Here is a 14,532-nt window from a genome sequence, read left to right as displayed (position 1 = left end):
ATACAAGGACAGATACAGGAACCGGGTTAGCGGCGGGCCGCTTGCCAGGATTCGATAAGCTGCACAAACGTGCCCTGCACCTGTTCAATCAATGTTTGATCATTGATCTCCCCCGCCAACCAGGCACGGCTTGGCTCCTGGAAGATCGTGCGGCCCACGGCAAAACCGCGGCAGGTGCTGCTGTGACGTGCCTGCCGGAAACCTTCTGCCAGTGCTTGTGCCGGGGCATTCAGGCCCAGCAGCACCACGCCCCGGCAATAGGGGTCGCGCTCCTGAATCAGCGCATCAAGCTGCTCCCAGACCTCTGGCGTCTGGGCCTCGATTTTCCACCAGGCCGGGTAAATCCCCAGGTTGTACAAGCGCTTCAACGCGCGGTACAGCACATCGGGATAAGTCGAAGGGTGATCCTTGGGCGGGATGATCTCCAGCAACAGTTCATGGCCGCTGACCAGGGATGCCTCATACAGCCCCTTGATCTGCGCTTCCTGCTCCAGGCGCAGCAGCGGCTCGTCGTCGGGGTGAAACTGCACCAGACACTTGATGATGTGTTCCTGGGGCCAGCCAATCAGGTTGCTGCCAATCGAGCGACCATGCTCAAAGGCCAGTGGCCGTGAACCCTGGACCTCTACCGGGCGGGCAACCCACCAGCCGCGACCGGTGGCAGCATTCAGTGAGTCCTGGGCAAAACGCTGGTCGGCCAGCAACCCGACATCGGCGTCGATGCCCTGACGCCGCAGGTCAGTTTCAACCCGCTCGACCGCGCGGATAAACAGCTGTTTGAGCGCGCAGATACTGTTGTGATCGCGGCCATACTGCTGGGCCACTTCAACCAGCTGCCAGCGGTGATCGAAGGCGAACACAAACAGTTGTTTCCACTGCTTGCGCGGCACACTGACCCGGTGCAAGCGCTGTAATGCCACATCCTGATCCGGGCGGGTGATCGGCACCGGGCTACTGAACAGGTAGTCGAGTTCGGCAGGCGTCGGCATCGCCGGAGCACAGGCATGGCGCGACACCACCAGGCCGCCGCAGGCATTGGCCAGCTGGCTGCAGCGCTCATCGCTGGCATCCTTGAGCCAGCCGCTGAGGAAACCGGACATAAAGGCATCCCCGGCCCCCAGCACATTCAGCACCTCAACCCGCACACCGGGATAAATGGCACCGTCTTCAAGCCGGGCCGGGATCTGGCCCTGGATCACCGTACAGCCCTGGGAACCGAGCTTGACCACCAGCGTTGCCGCAGTCAGCGCCCGTACTGCACGCAATGCCGCCAGCAGGTCGGTGCCGCCGCCGGCAATCAGAAATTCTTCTTCAGTGCCCACGATCAGGTCAAAGCGCGGCAGGATCGATTGCACGTGGGCGGTGACTTTGCTGTCTTCGACAAAGCGTGTTTCGCCATCGGCCTTGCCCGCCAGGCCCCAAAGCACCGGCCGGTAATCGATATCCAGAATACGTTTGACGTTGTGCTGTTCGGCGTATTCCAGCGCCTGGACGCTGGCCTGATACACGCCTTCGGTGGAGAAATGGGTACCGGTAATCAGCAGGGCCTTGCTCGAGGCTATGAAGGCCGGGTCGATGTCTTCTGCGCGCAACGCCATGTCGGCGCAATTTTCGCGGTAGAACACCAGCGGGAAGGTTTCGCGGTCTTTAAGGCCCAGCAGCACCAGGGCGGTCAGACGCTGCGGATCAACAGTGATGGCGCTGACGTCACAGCCTTCACGAGCCAGCGACTCGGTGAGAAAGCGCCCCATATGGTCATCCCCCACCCGGCTCAGCATGGCCGAGCGCAAGCCCAGGCGCGCAGTACCAAAGGCAATGTTGGCCGATGAGCCACCCAGGTATTTGGCAAAGCTGCTGACATCCTCCAGCCGCGCGCCGACTTGCTGCGAGTAGAGGTCGACGCCCAGGCGTCCAAGGCAGATCAAATCCAAATCACGCCCTGTGGCAAAACGAGTCTGTCCCATGCTGGCTCCTGTTATTTTTATCAGCCTGCACTCATCACCCCGAAGGTTGAGCGCTCTTTGTGAGATGAAGACTAAAACGTCCGGACACAATAAACAATATTTATTCCATAATTTTTTAATGTAGAATTTTTGTTCCATATTGATCCAAAGGGATCAATTTTCGACCCTGTAACGATTCAGCCACAGGGTCTTTGAACGCCCGGTCAGGATTTATTGCGCACCTACCCTGTAGACTTTGCAGGCTAAACTGCCCCATGACCTGAAGAGCCATCCATAAGGACTCCCTATGCCCTCCCCTGATCAGCCGGCACCGATCGAGCAAACGCCAGAGAGCGAACAGGCCGGCCCACCGATCAATGCCGAACGCCTGTTGCAGCTCATTACCGAGGAATACGAGAGCCTGCCGCGTCAGCTCAAACGTATTGCCAGCTATATGAGCCAGCAAAGTGACCGGATCATGGTTGACCGGATCAGTGATATTGCCCGCGAGTGCGAAGTCCACCCTTCGGCCATCGTGCGCTTCTCGCAACGCTTCGGTTTCAGTGGTTTCAGTGAAATGCAGGCGCTGTTTCGCGAGGCCTACACCCACAAGGCCACGCCGGCGCAGAATTACCAGCAACGTATTCGCAGCATGATTGCCAACAAGTCGCAAAAAGCCAGCGGCGGCGATCTGGCCCGTGAGTGCATCAACGCGACCCTCTCGGGTATCGAACGTCTGGGGCTGGAACTGGATGACCAGTCCTTCGACAAGGCCGTGGACCTGGTGGTCAACGCTGACAATATCTATGTGGTGGGGGTGCGCCGCTCTTTCGCCGTGGCCGACTACCTGGTGTACAACCTGCAGCACACCAACAAGCGCATTCATCTGGTGTCCGGGCTGGGGGGCAGTTATCGCGAGCAAATGCGCAGCGTGCGGGCCAACGACCTGGTGATTGCCATCAGCTTTACCCCCTATGGCAAGGAAACCCAGCATTGCCTGCGCATTGCCCAGTTGCATCAGGCCAAAACCCTGATCATCACCGACAGCAACCTGTCACCGCTGGCCAAACGCGCCAACAGCGTGCTGCTGGTCAATGAGGGCAGTTCGTTCGCGTTTCGCTCGTTGAGCGCAACCCTGTGCCTGTGCCAGGCACTGTTTATTGCCGTGGCCTACCGGCTGGAACTCAAAGTGGATGAAATCCACGAGCAAGTGGGCTTTGACGACTAGGACAAACAGCTCCAAACATCAAAATTAATGCAGTTAATCAGCATTATTATGAATTTGCGGACTGTTACCAGCTGTTGCACACTGCTCCCGTTCCTCCCCCAAATGAAGGGACATTTTCAAGGGCTTGCCGGGAAACCCGCACAGCCCTTTTTTTATCCTTTCAATCGCCAACCCCCGGATTTTCCTCACCATGCATACCCGCTGGATCAGCCGCCTATTGCCTGCGGCCACCAATACCCGTCCCACCGAATGGAGCCGCGCCGCCATTGGCGTATCCCTTGGCACGCTCTTGAGTGTCTGGGTCTGCAGCCTGTTTTTCGGCCTGCCGGTCGCCATGCATTTGATTGGCCCGCTGGGGGCCAGTGCGGTTCTGCTGTTTGCCGTGTCTTCAGGGGCGCTGGCGCAACCCTGGTCGATTATGGGCGGCTACCTCTGTGCAACCCTGGTGTCATTGGCGGTGGCGCACTTCTTTGGGCGCAATCTGGACAGCGCCTGCCTGGCGGTAGGCCTGGCGCTGATTGTCATGTGCCTGTTGCGCTGCCTGCACCCGCCCGCCGGGGCGCTGGCCTTGCTGGTGGTCCTGGCAGATCCGGACAGCGCCAGCCTGGGCTGGGGCCTGCTGGCGCCGGTAATGCTCGCGGCGGCGTGCATGCTGGTGGCAGCACTGGCCTATAACAATCTGACCCGGGTGCGCTACCCGAAAAAACCCCCGGAGCCGAACCCGGTCGCCCCCCAGCTCGCGGGCGACCCGGGCATTACCGCCCAGGACCTGCAACAAGCCCTGGAGCAAATGGATGCGTTCATTGACGTGACCCCCGAAGACCTTGAACAGCTGATCCGCGCCAGCGAGCACTATGCACGCCGGCGCAGTATCGGTGAGGTGCTCGCCCAGGCCCGTTAACCGCCAGAAGCAAGCGCCCCGGCCGTTGCACTGATGCCCGAAACTCCTGCTAGGGTTATCCGTGCAGCGCCCGGGTGCAGCCACTGTCAGAGTGTCTGCCGGCCCGGACGTAGAGGCCCCCTTGGCACAGTCCCACAGGTGGCCCGAATCCCGTCGGTTGATCCTGATCAAGGCCGCCATGCTCAAGACCATTGAAAAAGAGATTTCCAAGCAAGCGGCGCCCCACGCCTTGCGAGCTGAATTCGCCCAACATGACTTCGAGAAACTGCGTAACTTCTGCCGCCTCACCTTCAGCGCAAGCATCTTCATGTGGCTGTTGTTCAACCTGATCGTCAGCATCAAGGGCCGCCAGGGGTTCACCGCCCTGTCCATCCTGTTTCTGAGCACCCTGGTGGTGCTCACCATCATTCTGGGTTTCATTCGCAAGTCCTGGCATTTCGACATACTCAATGCCCTGTTCGTGGCAGTGATTGCCATCGGTATCCGCCTGATCATTTTTGGCCTGCCGGCCGATGCCCAGCCGATCTGGCTGATTCTGGCCTGCTCCAGCATCCTCTACGGCGCCTCCGTGATGCCGCTGGGCCATCGGGGGTTTATCGCAGTGGTGGCCATCACCTGGCTGACCCTCAACCCTTTCCTGATGACTCAAGTGTCGGTCACCGATCTGCGGGGCACCCTGATCCTGTGCTATCTGGCCTTTCTCAGCAGCCTGACGATCTACAACTTTTTCAAGTTGCGCAAAATCAAGCTCTACAACTTCACCATGTTCAGACTGCTGGTGAGCCAGGCCTACATTGACCCCTTGACCGAGATTCCCAATCGCCGCTCCTTCATGACCCAGGCCGGCAATGCATTGGCGACCCGGCCACGGGAGCAGGATCACTACCTGGCGATGATCGACATCGACAACTTCAAGAAGGTGAATGATCTTTACGGCCATGATATTGGCGATGAGGTGCTCAAGCGCACTGCAGCCAGCATCCAGGCGGTGATGGCCGACCATGAGTATGCGCGGCTGGGCGGCGAGGAGTTCGCGGTGTACCTGGCAGGTGTGCGGCGCAGCGATGTCGAGGCGTTGATGGACGAGTTGTGCCGGCTAGTGCGCGTAGACCCGCACCCTTACCCGGTGACCGTCAGTATCGGGCTGACCCGGGTCGAAGACGATGACAGCCTGAACCAGGCCCTGGCCAAGGCGGACAAGGCGCTGTATGTGTCCAAGCACAGCGGCAAGGACCGGTTTACCTTTTATTAGGGCCGGTGCCTCGCTGCTGCAAGGTTCAGGCTGATTAGCGGTCCTGGCTTAAATCGGTATTGCCGTCCCAGCCACCACCCAGTGCGGCAATCAGTTTGACGCTGGCGATCAGGCGGCTTTGTCGCAAGTTGAGCACGTTGCGCTCGGTGTTCAGGGCAGTGGCCTGGACCACTACAACGTCCAGGTAAGCGATCAGGCCGGCCTTGTACTGGTTGCTGGTCAGGCGTAACGACTCGCGGGCCGACTCCAGTGCCTGCTCCTGGACCACGGCCTCATCCCCCAGCACCTTCAACTGCACCAGGTAGTTTTCCACTTCGCGCAAGCCATCGAGCACGGTCTGGCGGTATTTGGCCACGGTCTGGTCATACAGCGCCTCGTTACGGTCAACCTCGGCCGAACGCTGGCCACCATCGAACAGCGGCAAGGAGACTTTTGGCCCGACCGACCAGAAACGGTTCGGTACGCTGATCCAGTCCTGATACTGACTGCTGCTGTAACCGCCCTGCAGGCTCAGGCTGAAGTCGGGATAGTAAGCGGCTTTGGCCACCCCGATATTGGCGTTGGCGGCAATGATCGAGCGCTCCGCCGAGGCGATGTCCGGACGCCGTTCCAGTAACTGCGAAGGCAGGCTCAGCGGGATTTGCGGCAGCGCCGGAACGGTTGTGGTTTCAGCCAGGCTGAACCCGGAAGGCGCCTGCCCGGTCAGCACGGCAATGGCGTTCTCGAATTGCGCCCGCTGCCAGATCAGGTCGATCATGTTGGCCTGGGTGTTACGCAACTGGGTTTGCGCCTGGGCCACGGCGTCCTTGCCGGAAATCCCGGCCTTGTACTGGTTTTCGCTCATTTTCAACGAACGCTGATAAGCCTCGACCGTGGCTTGCAGCAGGCGTTTTTGCTCATCGATCACCCGCAGTTGCAGGTAGTTCTGCACCAGCTCCGACTGTTGGCTCAAACGCATGGCGGCCAGGTCGGCCAGGCTGGCCTCGGCACTGGCTTCGTTAGCTTCCAGCCCGCGACGCAATTTGCCCCAGACATCGGCTTCCCAGCTGACCCCGACCTGGGCGTTCAAGGTGTCGCGAATGCCGCTGCTGGAACTGGTCAGGCTGGAGTTGGAGCTACCGGTGCCCTGGCTGGAGCGGGTTTTGCCCACGCTCAAGTCGGCGCTTGGCAGAAAGGCCCCACGGGCGCTGCGCACCAGGGCCTGGGCCTGACGGAACTGGGCCTCGGACTGGGCCACTGTCTGGTTGCTGCTGTTGAGTTTCTCCACCAGGCCATTGAGCTGCGCATCGCCATACAGCTCCCACCAGGCACCACGGGCCAGCGCATCGCTGGGGTTGGCCCGGGTCCAGCCGGCAGCCTCTTTGTAATCCGCTGCTGCCGCCGATTCGGGACGCTGGTAGTCCGGACCTATTGCACAGGCGCTGAGCAACAAGCCAGATAACAGCAGCGGAGCGAGTTTAAGCAAACGAGAAGTCATAGCGGAGTGTCCAGAGCAGCATCAGTGCGCACGCCACGCCATTTGTTGAAACGATGGCGTGCGCGGTCAAGATAGAGGTAAACCACCGGGGTGGTGTAAAGGGTCAGGATCTGGCTGAAGATCAGCCCGCCGATAATGGTCAGGCCCAGGGGCTGACGCATTTCTGCCCCTTCGGCGGTGCTCAGCATGAGGGGCACGGCCCCCAGGATGGCCGCCAGGGTGGTCATCAGGATCGGGCGCAAACGTTGCAGGCAAGCGCTGCGAATTGACGCCTCGGGGCTGAACCCGGCGGTCCGTTCCAGTTGCAGCGCGAGGTCGATCATCAAGATCGCGTTTTTCTTCACCACCCCGATCAGCAGGAACAGCCCCAGCAGGGAAATCAGGCTGAACTCGCCCCCCGTGAGGTAGATGCTCAGCAAGGCGCCGACCCCGGCCGAAGGCAGGGTCGAGAGAATGGTCAAGGGGTGGATATAACTCTCATAGAGAATCCCCAGCACCAGATACACCGCCAGCAGCGCACCGAGAATCATGAACGGCTGACTCTTTTGGGTGGCGGCAAAGGCATCGCCGGTGCCGGCCATTTTGGCAATCACGTCTTCGGGCAGGCCCAGCTTGGCAATGGCCCGCTCAATCGCGGCGGTGCCCTGCTCGGTCGATACCCCGGGAGCCATGTCAAAGGAAACGGTCTCCGAGGCAAACTGGCCTTCATGCTCCACCCGGTCGTCCTGCAGACTGTTCTCGTAATGGGCAATGGCCGACAACGGGATGCGCTGGCCTTCGGCAGTGATCACTTGCACCTGCTCCAGGGTTTGCGGGTCCTGGGCGTACTTGGGATTGACCTCCATCACCACCTGATACTGGTTCAGGCTGTCGTAGATAGTGGAAATCTGCCGCTGGCTGTAGGCGTTGTTGAGCACGGCGGTGACCATGTCCATGTCCACCCCCAGACGTTTGGCCTGATCGCGGTCTACCACCAGCGTTACCTGCTGTGCGCCCCGTCCTTCACGGGCGTCGATGGCCGTCAGCTCGGGCAGGGCCTTGAGCGCAGCCACCACTTTCGGGTACCAGATGCGCAGTTCACCAAGGTCACCGCTTTGCAGGATGTAGGAGTACTGCGAACTGGTTTGCTCGCGTCCGCCGCCAAACTGCAGATCCTGGTCGGCCATCAGCATCAGGCGCCCGCCGGGTACTTTGGGCATGGTTTCACGCAGGCGTTCAATGACCTTCTGCGCCGAAATCCTGCGCTCGGAAATAGGCTTGAGGCGCACGATCATGATTGCGTTGTTGGTGCCGCCATTGCCGCCAATAAAGCCGGCAACACTCTCCACCGCCGGATCGGCCAGCACTGCCTTGCGGAAGATTTCCATCTTCGGCTGCATCACGCTGAATGACAGGCCGTCGTCACCGCGGACAAAGCCGATCAACTGCCCGGTGTCCTGTTGCGGCATGAAGGTCTTGGGCACCACCACGTACAGCGCCACGTTGACGCCTATGGTCACCAGCAGGCTCAACAGGGTCAGGCGCTTGTGGCGCAATACCCAGTCCAGGCTGCGGGCATAGCCGGCGACCATGCGCTCGTTAAAGCCCATGCTCCAGCGTTGCATGGCGTTCTCGGTACCCGGCACATGGGGCTTGAGCCAGCGCGCGCAGAGCATCGGGGTGAGGGTCAGCGACACCACCAGCGACACCACGATCGAGGCCGCCAGGGTGATGGAAAATTCACGGAACAGGCTTTCGACAATCCCCCCCATAAACAGGATCGAGAGAAATACCGCCACCAGTGAAACGTTCATCGACAGCAGGGTAAAACCGACTTCCCTGGCCCCCAGCATCGCCGCTTTCATCGGCGCAATACCGGCATCGATATGCCGCGAGATGTTCTCCAGCACCACGATGGCATCGTCCACCACCAGCCCGGTGGCCAGAATCAGCGCCATCAGCGACAGGTTGTTCAGCGAGAAGCCGTACAGGTACATGATGGCAAAGGTGCCCACCAGCGATACCGGCACCGCCAGGGTCGGGATCAGTGACGCCCGGAAGTTACCCAGAAACAGGAACACCACCAGAATCACCAGCGCCACGGCAATCAGCAGGGTCATTTCGGCTTCGTGCAAGGTGGCCTTGATCACCGGCGAGCGGTCCATGGCCAGGTTCAGTTTGACGCTGGCCGGCAACACCGCCTGCAGCGCCGGCAACTGGGCCTTGATCGCGTTCACCGTCTCGATGATGTTGGCCCCGGCCTGGCGGTTGACCACCAGCAATACGGCCGCATCGTTGTTGAAAAAGCCACTGTTGTAGCGGTCTTCAACGCTGTCCTGAACCTTGGCCACATGGCTCAGGCGCAAGGCCGCGCCGTCCTGGTAGCGAATGATCAGCGGCTCGTAATCCTTGGCCTTTTCCAGCTGGTCGTTGGCCTGGATCTGCCAGTTGCGATCGCCATCGGACACCGCGCCCTTGGGCCGGCGCACGTTGGCGTTGGCAATGGTATTGCGCACGTCGTCCAGGGCCACGCCGTACTGGTTGAGCAGTTGCGGCTCCAGTTCGATGCGCACCGCCGGCAGCGAGCTGCCGCCGATCTGCACTTCACCTACCCCCGGGACCTGGGACAGGCTCTGGGACAGGATGGTGGAGGCCAGGTCGTACAGCTCGCCCTTGGACAGCACGTCGGAGGTCAGCGACAGCACCATGATCGGTGCCTGGGACGGGTTGACCTTTTTGTAGGTCGGCATGCTTTTCATGCCGCTGGGCAACAGGTTGCGCGAAGCGTTGATCGCCGCCTGCACCTCACGGGCGGCGCCGTTGATGTCGCGGTCCTGATCGAACTGCAGGATGACCCGGGTAGAACCCTGGCTCGAGCGGCTGCTCATGGTGTTGATCCCGGCAATCGCGCCGAAGGAACGCTCCAGCGGGGTAGCCACGGTGGATGCCATCACCTCGGGGCTGGCACCCGGCAAACTGGCCGAGACTACGATCACCGGGAAATCCATCTGCGGTAGCGGCGACACCGGCAGCAAGCCGAAACTCACCCCGCCCAGCAACATGATCGCCAGGCTCAGAAGCATGGTCGCGACGGGACGCTTGATGAACGGACCGGACAGGTTCATAGCGACGCCTGCTCGGGCACAGCCGCATCACCCCGCCAGCGGCGGCCCAGGCGATCGAAGTACAGATAGATCACCGGAGTGGTAAACAGGGTCAGTACCTGGCTCACCAGCAGACCGCCGACCATTACCAGCCCCAATGGCTGACGCAATTCAGCGCCCGAGCCGGTGGCCAGCATCAGCGGTATGGCGCCGAACAGCGCCGCCAGAGTCGTCATCAGGATCGGCCGGAAGCGCAGCAGTGCCGCCTGATAGATCGCTTGCTCGGGGGCCATGCCCTGATTGCGTTCGGCGTCGAGGGCGAAGTCGATCATCATGATCGCGTTCTTTTTCACGATACCGATCAGCAAGATGATGCCAATGATCGCAATCATCCCCAGATCATTGCCGCTCAGGATCAAGGCCAGCAAGGCTCCGACCGCCGCCGAGGGCAAGGTCGAGAGGATGGTGATCGGGTGGATATAGCTCTCGTACAGCACGCCAAGCACGATGTACATGGTCACCACAGCCGCCAGAATCAGCAGCAAGGTGCTCGACAACGAAGCCTGGAAGGCCTGGGCTGCGCCCTGGAACTCGGTCTTCACCCCCACCGGCATGCCGATGTCCTTCTGCACCTGATCGATCAACTCGACCGCTTGCCCCAGGGCCACCCCGGGCGCGAGGTTGAACGACACCATCACCGAAGGGAACTGGCCGATATGGGAGATCGCCAGTTGCGCCTGGCGCTCTTCGACCTTGGCCAGGCTCGACAGCCGCACCTGGCCGCCATCGGTGGTTTTGACGTGGATCTGCTCCAGCGCCTGGGGGCCGATTTTCTCGCCGTCCCGGGCTTGCAGCACCACGCGGTACTGGCTGGCCTGGGTATAAATGGTGGAAATCTGCCGCTGACCGAAAGCGTCGTACAGGGCATCGGTGATGTTGGCCACCGACACCCCAAGGCGTGAAGCCGCATCGCGGTCAATCATCAGGTACACCTGCAGGCCCTTGTCCTGCAGGTCGCTGGCCACATCGGTCAACTCGGGCTGATTGTTCAGCGCCGTCACCAGTTTCTGGCTCCAGGTGCTGAGCATCTCGGCGTCCGGCGAGGACAGGCTGAACTGGTATTGCGTACGGCTGACGCGGTCTTCGATGGTCAGGTCCTGCACCGGCTGCATGTACAGGCGAATACCCACCAACTGGTCGAGCTGCGGTTGCAGGCGCTCGATCACTTGCGAGGCACTTTCGCTGCGCTCGCTATGGGGCTTGAGGTTGATCAGCATGCGCCCGCTATTGAGGGTCGGGTTATCGCCGTCCACCCCGATGTAGGACGACAGGCTCTCGACATCAGGGTCCTGCAGAATGATCCGGGCCAACTCTTGCTGACGCTGGCTCATGGCACTGAACGAGATGGACTGCGGCGCTTCGGAGATACCCTGGATCACCCCGGTGTCCTGCACCGGGAAGAAGCCCTTGGGCACCACCATATACAGCACGACCGTCAGCGCCAGGGTGCCGATGGCCACCAGCAGGGTCAGTGGCTGATGCTTGAGCACCCACTGCAACATGCTGGCGTAGCGGGCGATCATCCAGTCGATGAAGGCGCCGCTGGCGCGATAGAAACGCCCTTGTTCTTCTTCCTTGGGTTCGGCTTTGAGCAGGCGCGCGCACATCATGGGCGTGAGCGTCAGCGAGACCACCAGCGACAGCAGAATCGCCACAGCCAGGGTGATCGCAAACTCGCGGAACAGGCGCCCCACCACGTCAGCCATGAACAGCAGCGGAATCAGTACGGCGATCAGCGACAGGGTCAACGAGATCAGGGTAAAACCGATTTGCTTGGCACCCTTGAGCGCCGCCTGCATCGGACTGTCGCCCTCTTCGATATAGCGCGAGATGTTTTCCAGCATCACGATGGCGTCGTCGACCACAAAACCGGTGGCGATGGTCAGGGCCATCAACGTCAGGTTGTTGATGGAAAATCCGGCCAGGTACATGACCCCAAAGGTGCCCACCAACGACAGCGGCACGGCAATCGAAGGGATCAGGGTAGCGCTGGCACGGCGCAGAAACAGGAACGTCACCATCACCACCAGCGCGATGGCGATCAGCAATTCAAACTGCACATCGCGCACCGAGGCACGGATGGTCTGGGTGCGGTCGGTGAGAACAGTGACGTCGATACCGGCCGGCAGGTTGTCGGTGATGCTTGGCAGCAGTGCCTTGATCCGGTCCACCACCTCAATCACGTTGGCTCCCGGCTGGCGCTGAATGTTCAGCAATACGGCCTGATTTTCATTGGCCCAGGCGGCGAGACGCTCGTTCTCGGCGCCATCGACAATTTCCGCCACATCCTTGAGCCGCAACGGCGCGCCGTTGTTGTAGGCCAGGATCAGCTCGGCGTATTCCTGGGGGGTCTTCAACTGGTCGTTGGCGTCCAGCATCGACACCCGGGTCGGGCCGTCAAAGTTGCCCTTGGGCTGGTTGACGTTGGACGCGCCGATCAGGGTGCGCACGTCCGCCAGGTTCAAGCCGTTGGCGGCCAACGCTTCGGGGTTGACCTTGATCCGCACCGCCTGACGTTGACCACCGGCAATGCTGACCATGCCGACGCCGCTGATCTGGGCGATTTTTTGCGCCATGCGGGTGTCGACCAGATCATTGAGTTTGGGCAACAGCATGGTTTTGGAGGTGATCGCCAGCGTCAGTACCGGGGTGTCGGCCGGGTTGACCTTGTTGTACACCGGTGGCGCCGGCAAATCCTTGGGCAACAGGTTGCTGGCGGCATTGATCGCGGCCTGCACCTGCTGCTCGGCGACATCCATATTGATGTCGAGATTAAAGCGCAGGGTCAGCACCGAAGCACCGCCGGAACTGGTGGAAGCCATTTGCGTCAGGCCCGGCATCTGCCCGAACTGACGCTCAAGCGGTGCGGTCACGGCACTGGTCATGACATCCGGGCTCGCGCCGGGATACAGCGTCATCACGCGGATGGTCGGATAATCGACCTGGGGCAAGGCCGATACCGGCAGCAGGCGATAGGCGATGATCCCGGACAACACGATGGCGAGCATGCAGAGCGTGGTTGCGACCGGGCGCAGGATAAACAGCCGCGACAGATTCATTCGTGCGCCTTGCCCTTGACCTTGCCATCGGCCGTTGCATCGGCTTCAGGCCCGCCTTGCAGATGTTGCGCCGGGGTTGCCGGCACCTCGGCGCTGTCGTTGACCACTTCCACCGCGCCGCCATCACGCAGGCGGTCAGTGCCTTCAAGCACTACACGGTCGCCGGGCTCAAGACCTTCTTCGATCACCGTCACATCGCCATCGGTGACACCGACCTTGATGCTGCGAATCTTGACCTTCTTGTCGCCGTCCATCGCATAGACGAACGAACCGTTGGTGCCGTACTGAATCGCTGCGGTCGGGGCCAGGATCACGTTTTTCAGGGTGTCGGCCAGCAGGTGCACATTAACGAACTGATTGGGGAACAACACCTGATCGCGGTTATCGAACAGGGCCTTGAATTTCAGGGTGCCGGTGGTGATATCAATCTGGTTGTCGATACTGCTCAGCACCCCTGTCGCCAGTTCCTGGGTGTCGCCGCGGTTCCAGGCCTGTACCGGCAATCTGGCGCCGCTGCGATAACGCTCAAGCACCAGTGCAAGGTCCTTCTCGGGCAAGGTGAAGCTGACCACAATCGGCTCGGTCTGGGTGATCACCACCAGCGCGGTGGTGTCGTTGGCTGCCACCAGGTTGCCGACGTCCAGTTGGCGCAAGCCCACACGACCGGTGATCGGGGCGCGAATCTTGGTGAATTCAAGATTGAGCTTGGCGTCGTTGACCGCTGCCTGATTGGTCTTGACCGTACCCTGATACTGGCTGACCAGTGCCTCGGCGGTGTCCAGGGTCTGCTTGGCGATACTGTCTTCAGCGTACAGGCCGCGATAGCGCTGTACATCGACCTGGGCATTCTTCAACTGGGCCTGATTCTGCAACAGCGTGCCTTCGGCTTGCAGCAAGGCGTTCTGATAGCTGCGCGGATCGATTTCGGCCAACAGTTCGCCAGCCTTGACCATCTGGCCTTCCTTGAAATAGACCTTGACCAGTTCCCCTGCCACCCGGCTGCGTACATTAATGGTGTTGAGCGCGGTCACCGTACCCAGTGCCTTGTAGTAGACCGCAAAGTCACCCCGCGTCACGTCCGCCACCCGAACCGGCACCGCCAGGGTCGAACCGCCAAATCCGGGACGCATCATCCCCGACTTGCTGGTGTGCCCGGCGGGCTGAGCAGTGGCTGCCTTTTTCGAGGCGGATGGCCACAGCCACCAGCACAGGGCAACAACGATCAGCAGGACCAGCAGGCCAAACAGCCAGCGACGAGATTTGTGGGAAACAGACGATTGCATTGAATGATCAACCATTGGGCGGCGAGCGCTTATTATCAGGAGGCTGAAAGATAAGCAGTGCGCACGGTTATGAAAAGGTTCTTTACCGGGTATTTACGTTATAGCGCTGTCAAGGCCACGGGTTTGCCCCAGAATCCTGTGAATCGCCTGCCGGAGCAGTCGGAGCGGTTCGGTTTTAACCGACGGCTGTGACATTGACACTGGCCGGGCTCGACGCCTGCAGCGTTATTTGTAGCAGCCCACAAA

Annotated in this window: 8 protein-coding genes; 3 read left to right on the top strand and 5 right to left on the bottom strand. The window is 60.7% G+C overall.

Going from position 1 to position 14,532, the window contains the following annotated elements; all coding sequences use genetic code 11:
• Positions 1-26: 26 nt before the first annotated feature.
• Positions 27-1,964 (bottom strand): 5-dehydro-2-deoxygluconokinase, encoded by a 1,938-nt coding sequence (gene iolC / locus FEZ21_RS12315; protein WP_160627248.1) that lies wholly within the window; start codon positions 1,962-1,964, stop codon positions 27-29.
• Positions 1,965-2,250: 286 nt separating this feature from the next.
• Here iolC and FEZ21_RS12310 point away from each other — a divergent pair, with 286 nt between their 5' ends.
• The 3 genes from FEZ21_RS12310 (at position 2,251) to FEZ21_RS12300 (ending at position 5,324) form a co-directional block, all read left to right on the top strand.
• Complete coding sequence (locus FEZ21_RS12310; RefSeq protein ID WP_003447610.1) at positions 2,251-3,171, top strand: MurR/RpiR family transcriptional regulator; 921 nt, start codon at positions 2,251-2,253, stop codon at positions 3,169-3,171.
• A gap of 190 nt (positions 3,172-3,361) precedes the next feature.
• Positions 3,362-4,072 (top strand): HPP family protein, encoded by a 711-nt coding sequence (locus FEZ21_RS12305; protein ID WP_010656082.1) that lies wholly within the window; start codon positions 3,362-3,364, stop codon positions 4,070-4,072.
• A gap of 178 nt (positions 4,073-4,250) precedes the next feature.
• Positions 4,251-5,324 carry a GGDEF domain-containing protein gene (locus tag FEZ21_RS12300; RefSeq protein ID WP_178092375.1) on the top strand — a complete coding sequence of 358 codons (1,074 nt, stop codon included), beginning with the start codon at positions 4,251-4,253 and terminating at the stop codon, positions 5,322-5,324.
• Positions 5,325-5,358: 34 nt separating this feature from the next.
• On the opposite strand, the gene FEZ21_RS12295 is transcribed toward FEZ21_RS12300, so the two are convergent.
• The 4 genes from FEZ21_RS12295 to FEZ21_RS12280 are packed head-to-tail and all read right to left on the bottom strand — an operon-like array spanning position 5,359 to position 14,301.
• The gene (locus FEZ21_RS12295) at positions 5,359-6,801 is read right to left on the bottom strand and encodes an efflux transporter outer membrane subunit (RefSeq protein ID WP_010656083.1); all 1,443 of its coding nucleotides are present in this window, start codon (positions 6,799-6,801) and stop codon (positions 5,359-5,361) included.
• Complete coding sequence (locus tag FEZ21_RS12290; RefSeq protein ID WP_160627246.1) at positions 6,798-9,905, bottom strand: efflux RND transporter permease subunit; 3,108 nt, start codon at positions 9,903-9,905, stop codon at positions 6,798-6,800. The genes FEZ21_RS12295 and FEZ21_RS12290 overlap by 4 nt, the downstream gene beginning before the upstream one ends.
• Positions 9,902-13,003, bottom strand: a complete 3,102-nt coding sequence (locus tag FEZ21_RS12285; RefSeq protein WP_160627244.1) for an MdtB/MuxB family multidrug efflux RND transporter permease subunit — start codon at positions 13,001-13,003, stop codon at positions 9,902-9,904. Before FEZ21_RS12285 ends, FEZ21_RS12290 begins: the two co-directional genes overlap by 4 nt.
• Positions 13,000-14,301 (bottom strand): MdtA/MuxA family multidrug efflux RND transporter periplasmic adaptor subunit, encoded by a 1,302-nt coding sequence (locus tag FEZ21_RS12280; protein ID WP_029612455.1) that lies wholly within the window; start codon positions 14,299-14,301, stop codon positions 13,000-13,002. The genes FEZ21_RS12285 and FEZ21_RS12280 overlap by 4 nt, the downstream gene beginning before the upstream one ends.
• Between the last annotated feature and the right edge of the window lie 231 nt (positions 14,302-14,532).

The sequence above is a fragment of the Pseudomonas sp. 9.1(2019) genome, from assembly GCF_009910445.1.
Taxonomy (GTDB): domain Bacteria; phylum Pseudomonadota; class Gammaproteobacteria; order Pseudomonadales; family Pseudomonadaceae; genus Aquipseudomonas; species Aquipseudomonas paraversuta.
Note: the sequence above shows the minus strand (reverse complement) of the source record. Positions and strands in the feature narration are given on the sequence as shown.

Coding starts and splice junctions, on each gene's coding strand:
- FEZ21_RS12295 (WP_010656083.1), bottom strand. CDS start 6,801: ATGACTTCTCGTTTGCTTAAACTCGCTCCGCTGCTGTTATCTGGCTTG.
- FEZ21_RS12290 (WP_160627246.1), bottom strand. CDS start 9,905: ATGAACCTGTCCGGTCCGTTCATCAAGCGTCCCGTCGCGACCATGCTT.
- FEZ21_RS12285 (WP_160627244.1), bottom strand. CDS start 13,003: ATGAATCTGTCGCGGCTGTTTATCCTGCGCCCGGTCGCAACCACGCTC.
- iolC (WP_160627248.1), bottom strand. CDS start 1,964: ATGGGACAGACTCGTTTTGCCACAGGGCGTGATTTGGATTTGATCTGC.
- FEZ21_RS12280 (WP_029612455.1), bottom strand. CDS start 14,301: ATGGTTGATCATTCAATGCAATCGTCTGTTTCCCACAAATCTCGTCGC.
- FEZ21_RS12305 (WP_010656082.1), top strand. CDS start 3,362: ATGCATACCCGCTGGATCAGCCGCCTATTGCCTGCGGCCACCAATACC.
- FEZ21_RS12310 (WP_003447610.1), top strand. CDS start 2,251: ATGCCCTCCCCTGATCAGCCGGCACCGATCGAGCAAACGCCAGAGAGC.
- FEZ21_RS12300 (WP_178092375.1), top strand. CDS start 4,251: ATGCTCAAGACCATTGAAAAAGAGATTTCCAAGCAAGCGGCGCCCCAC.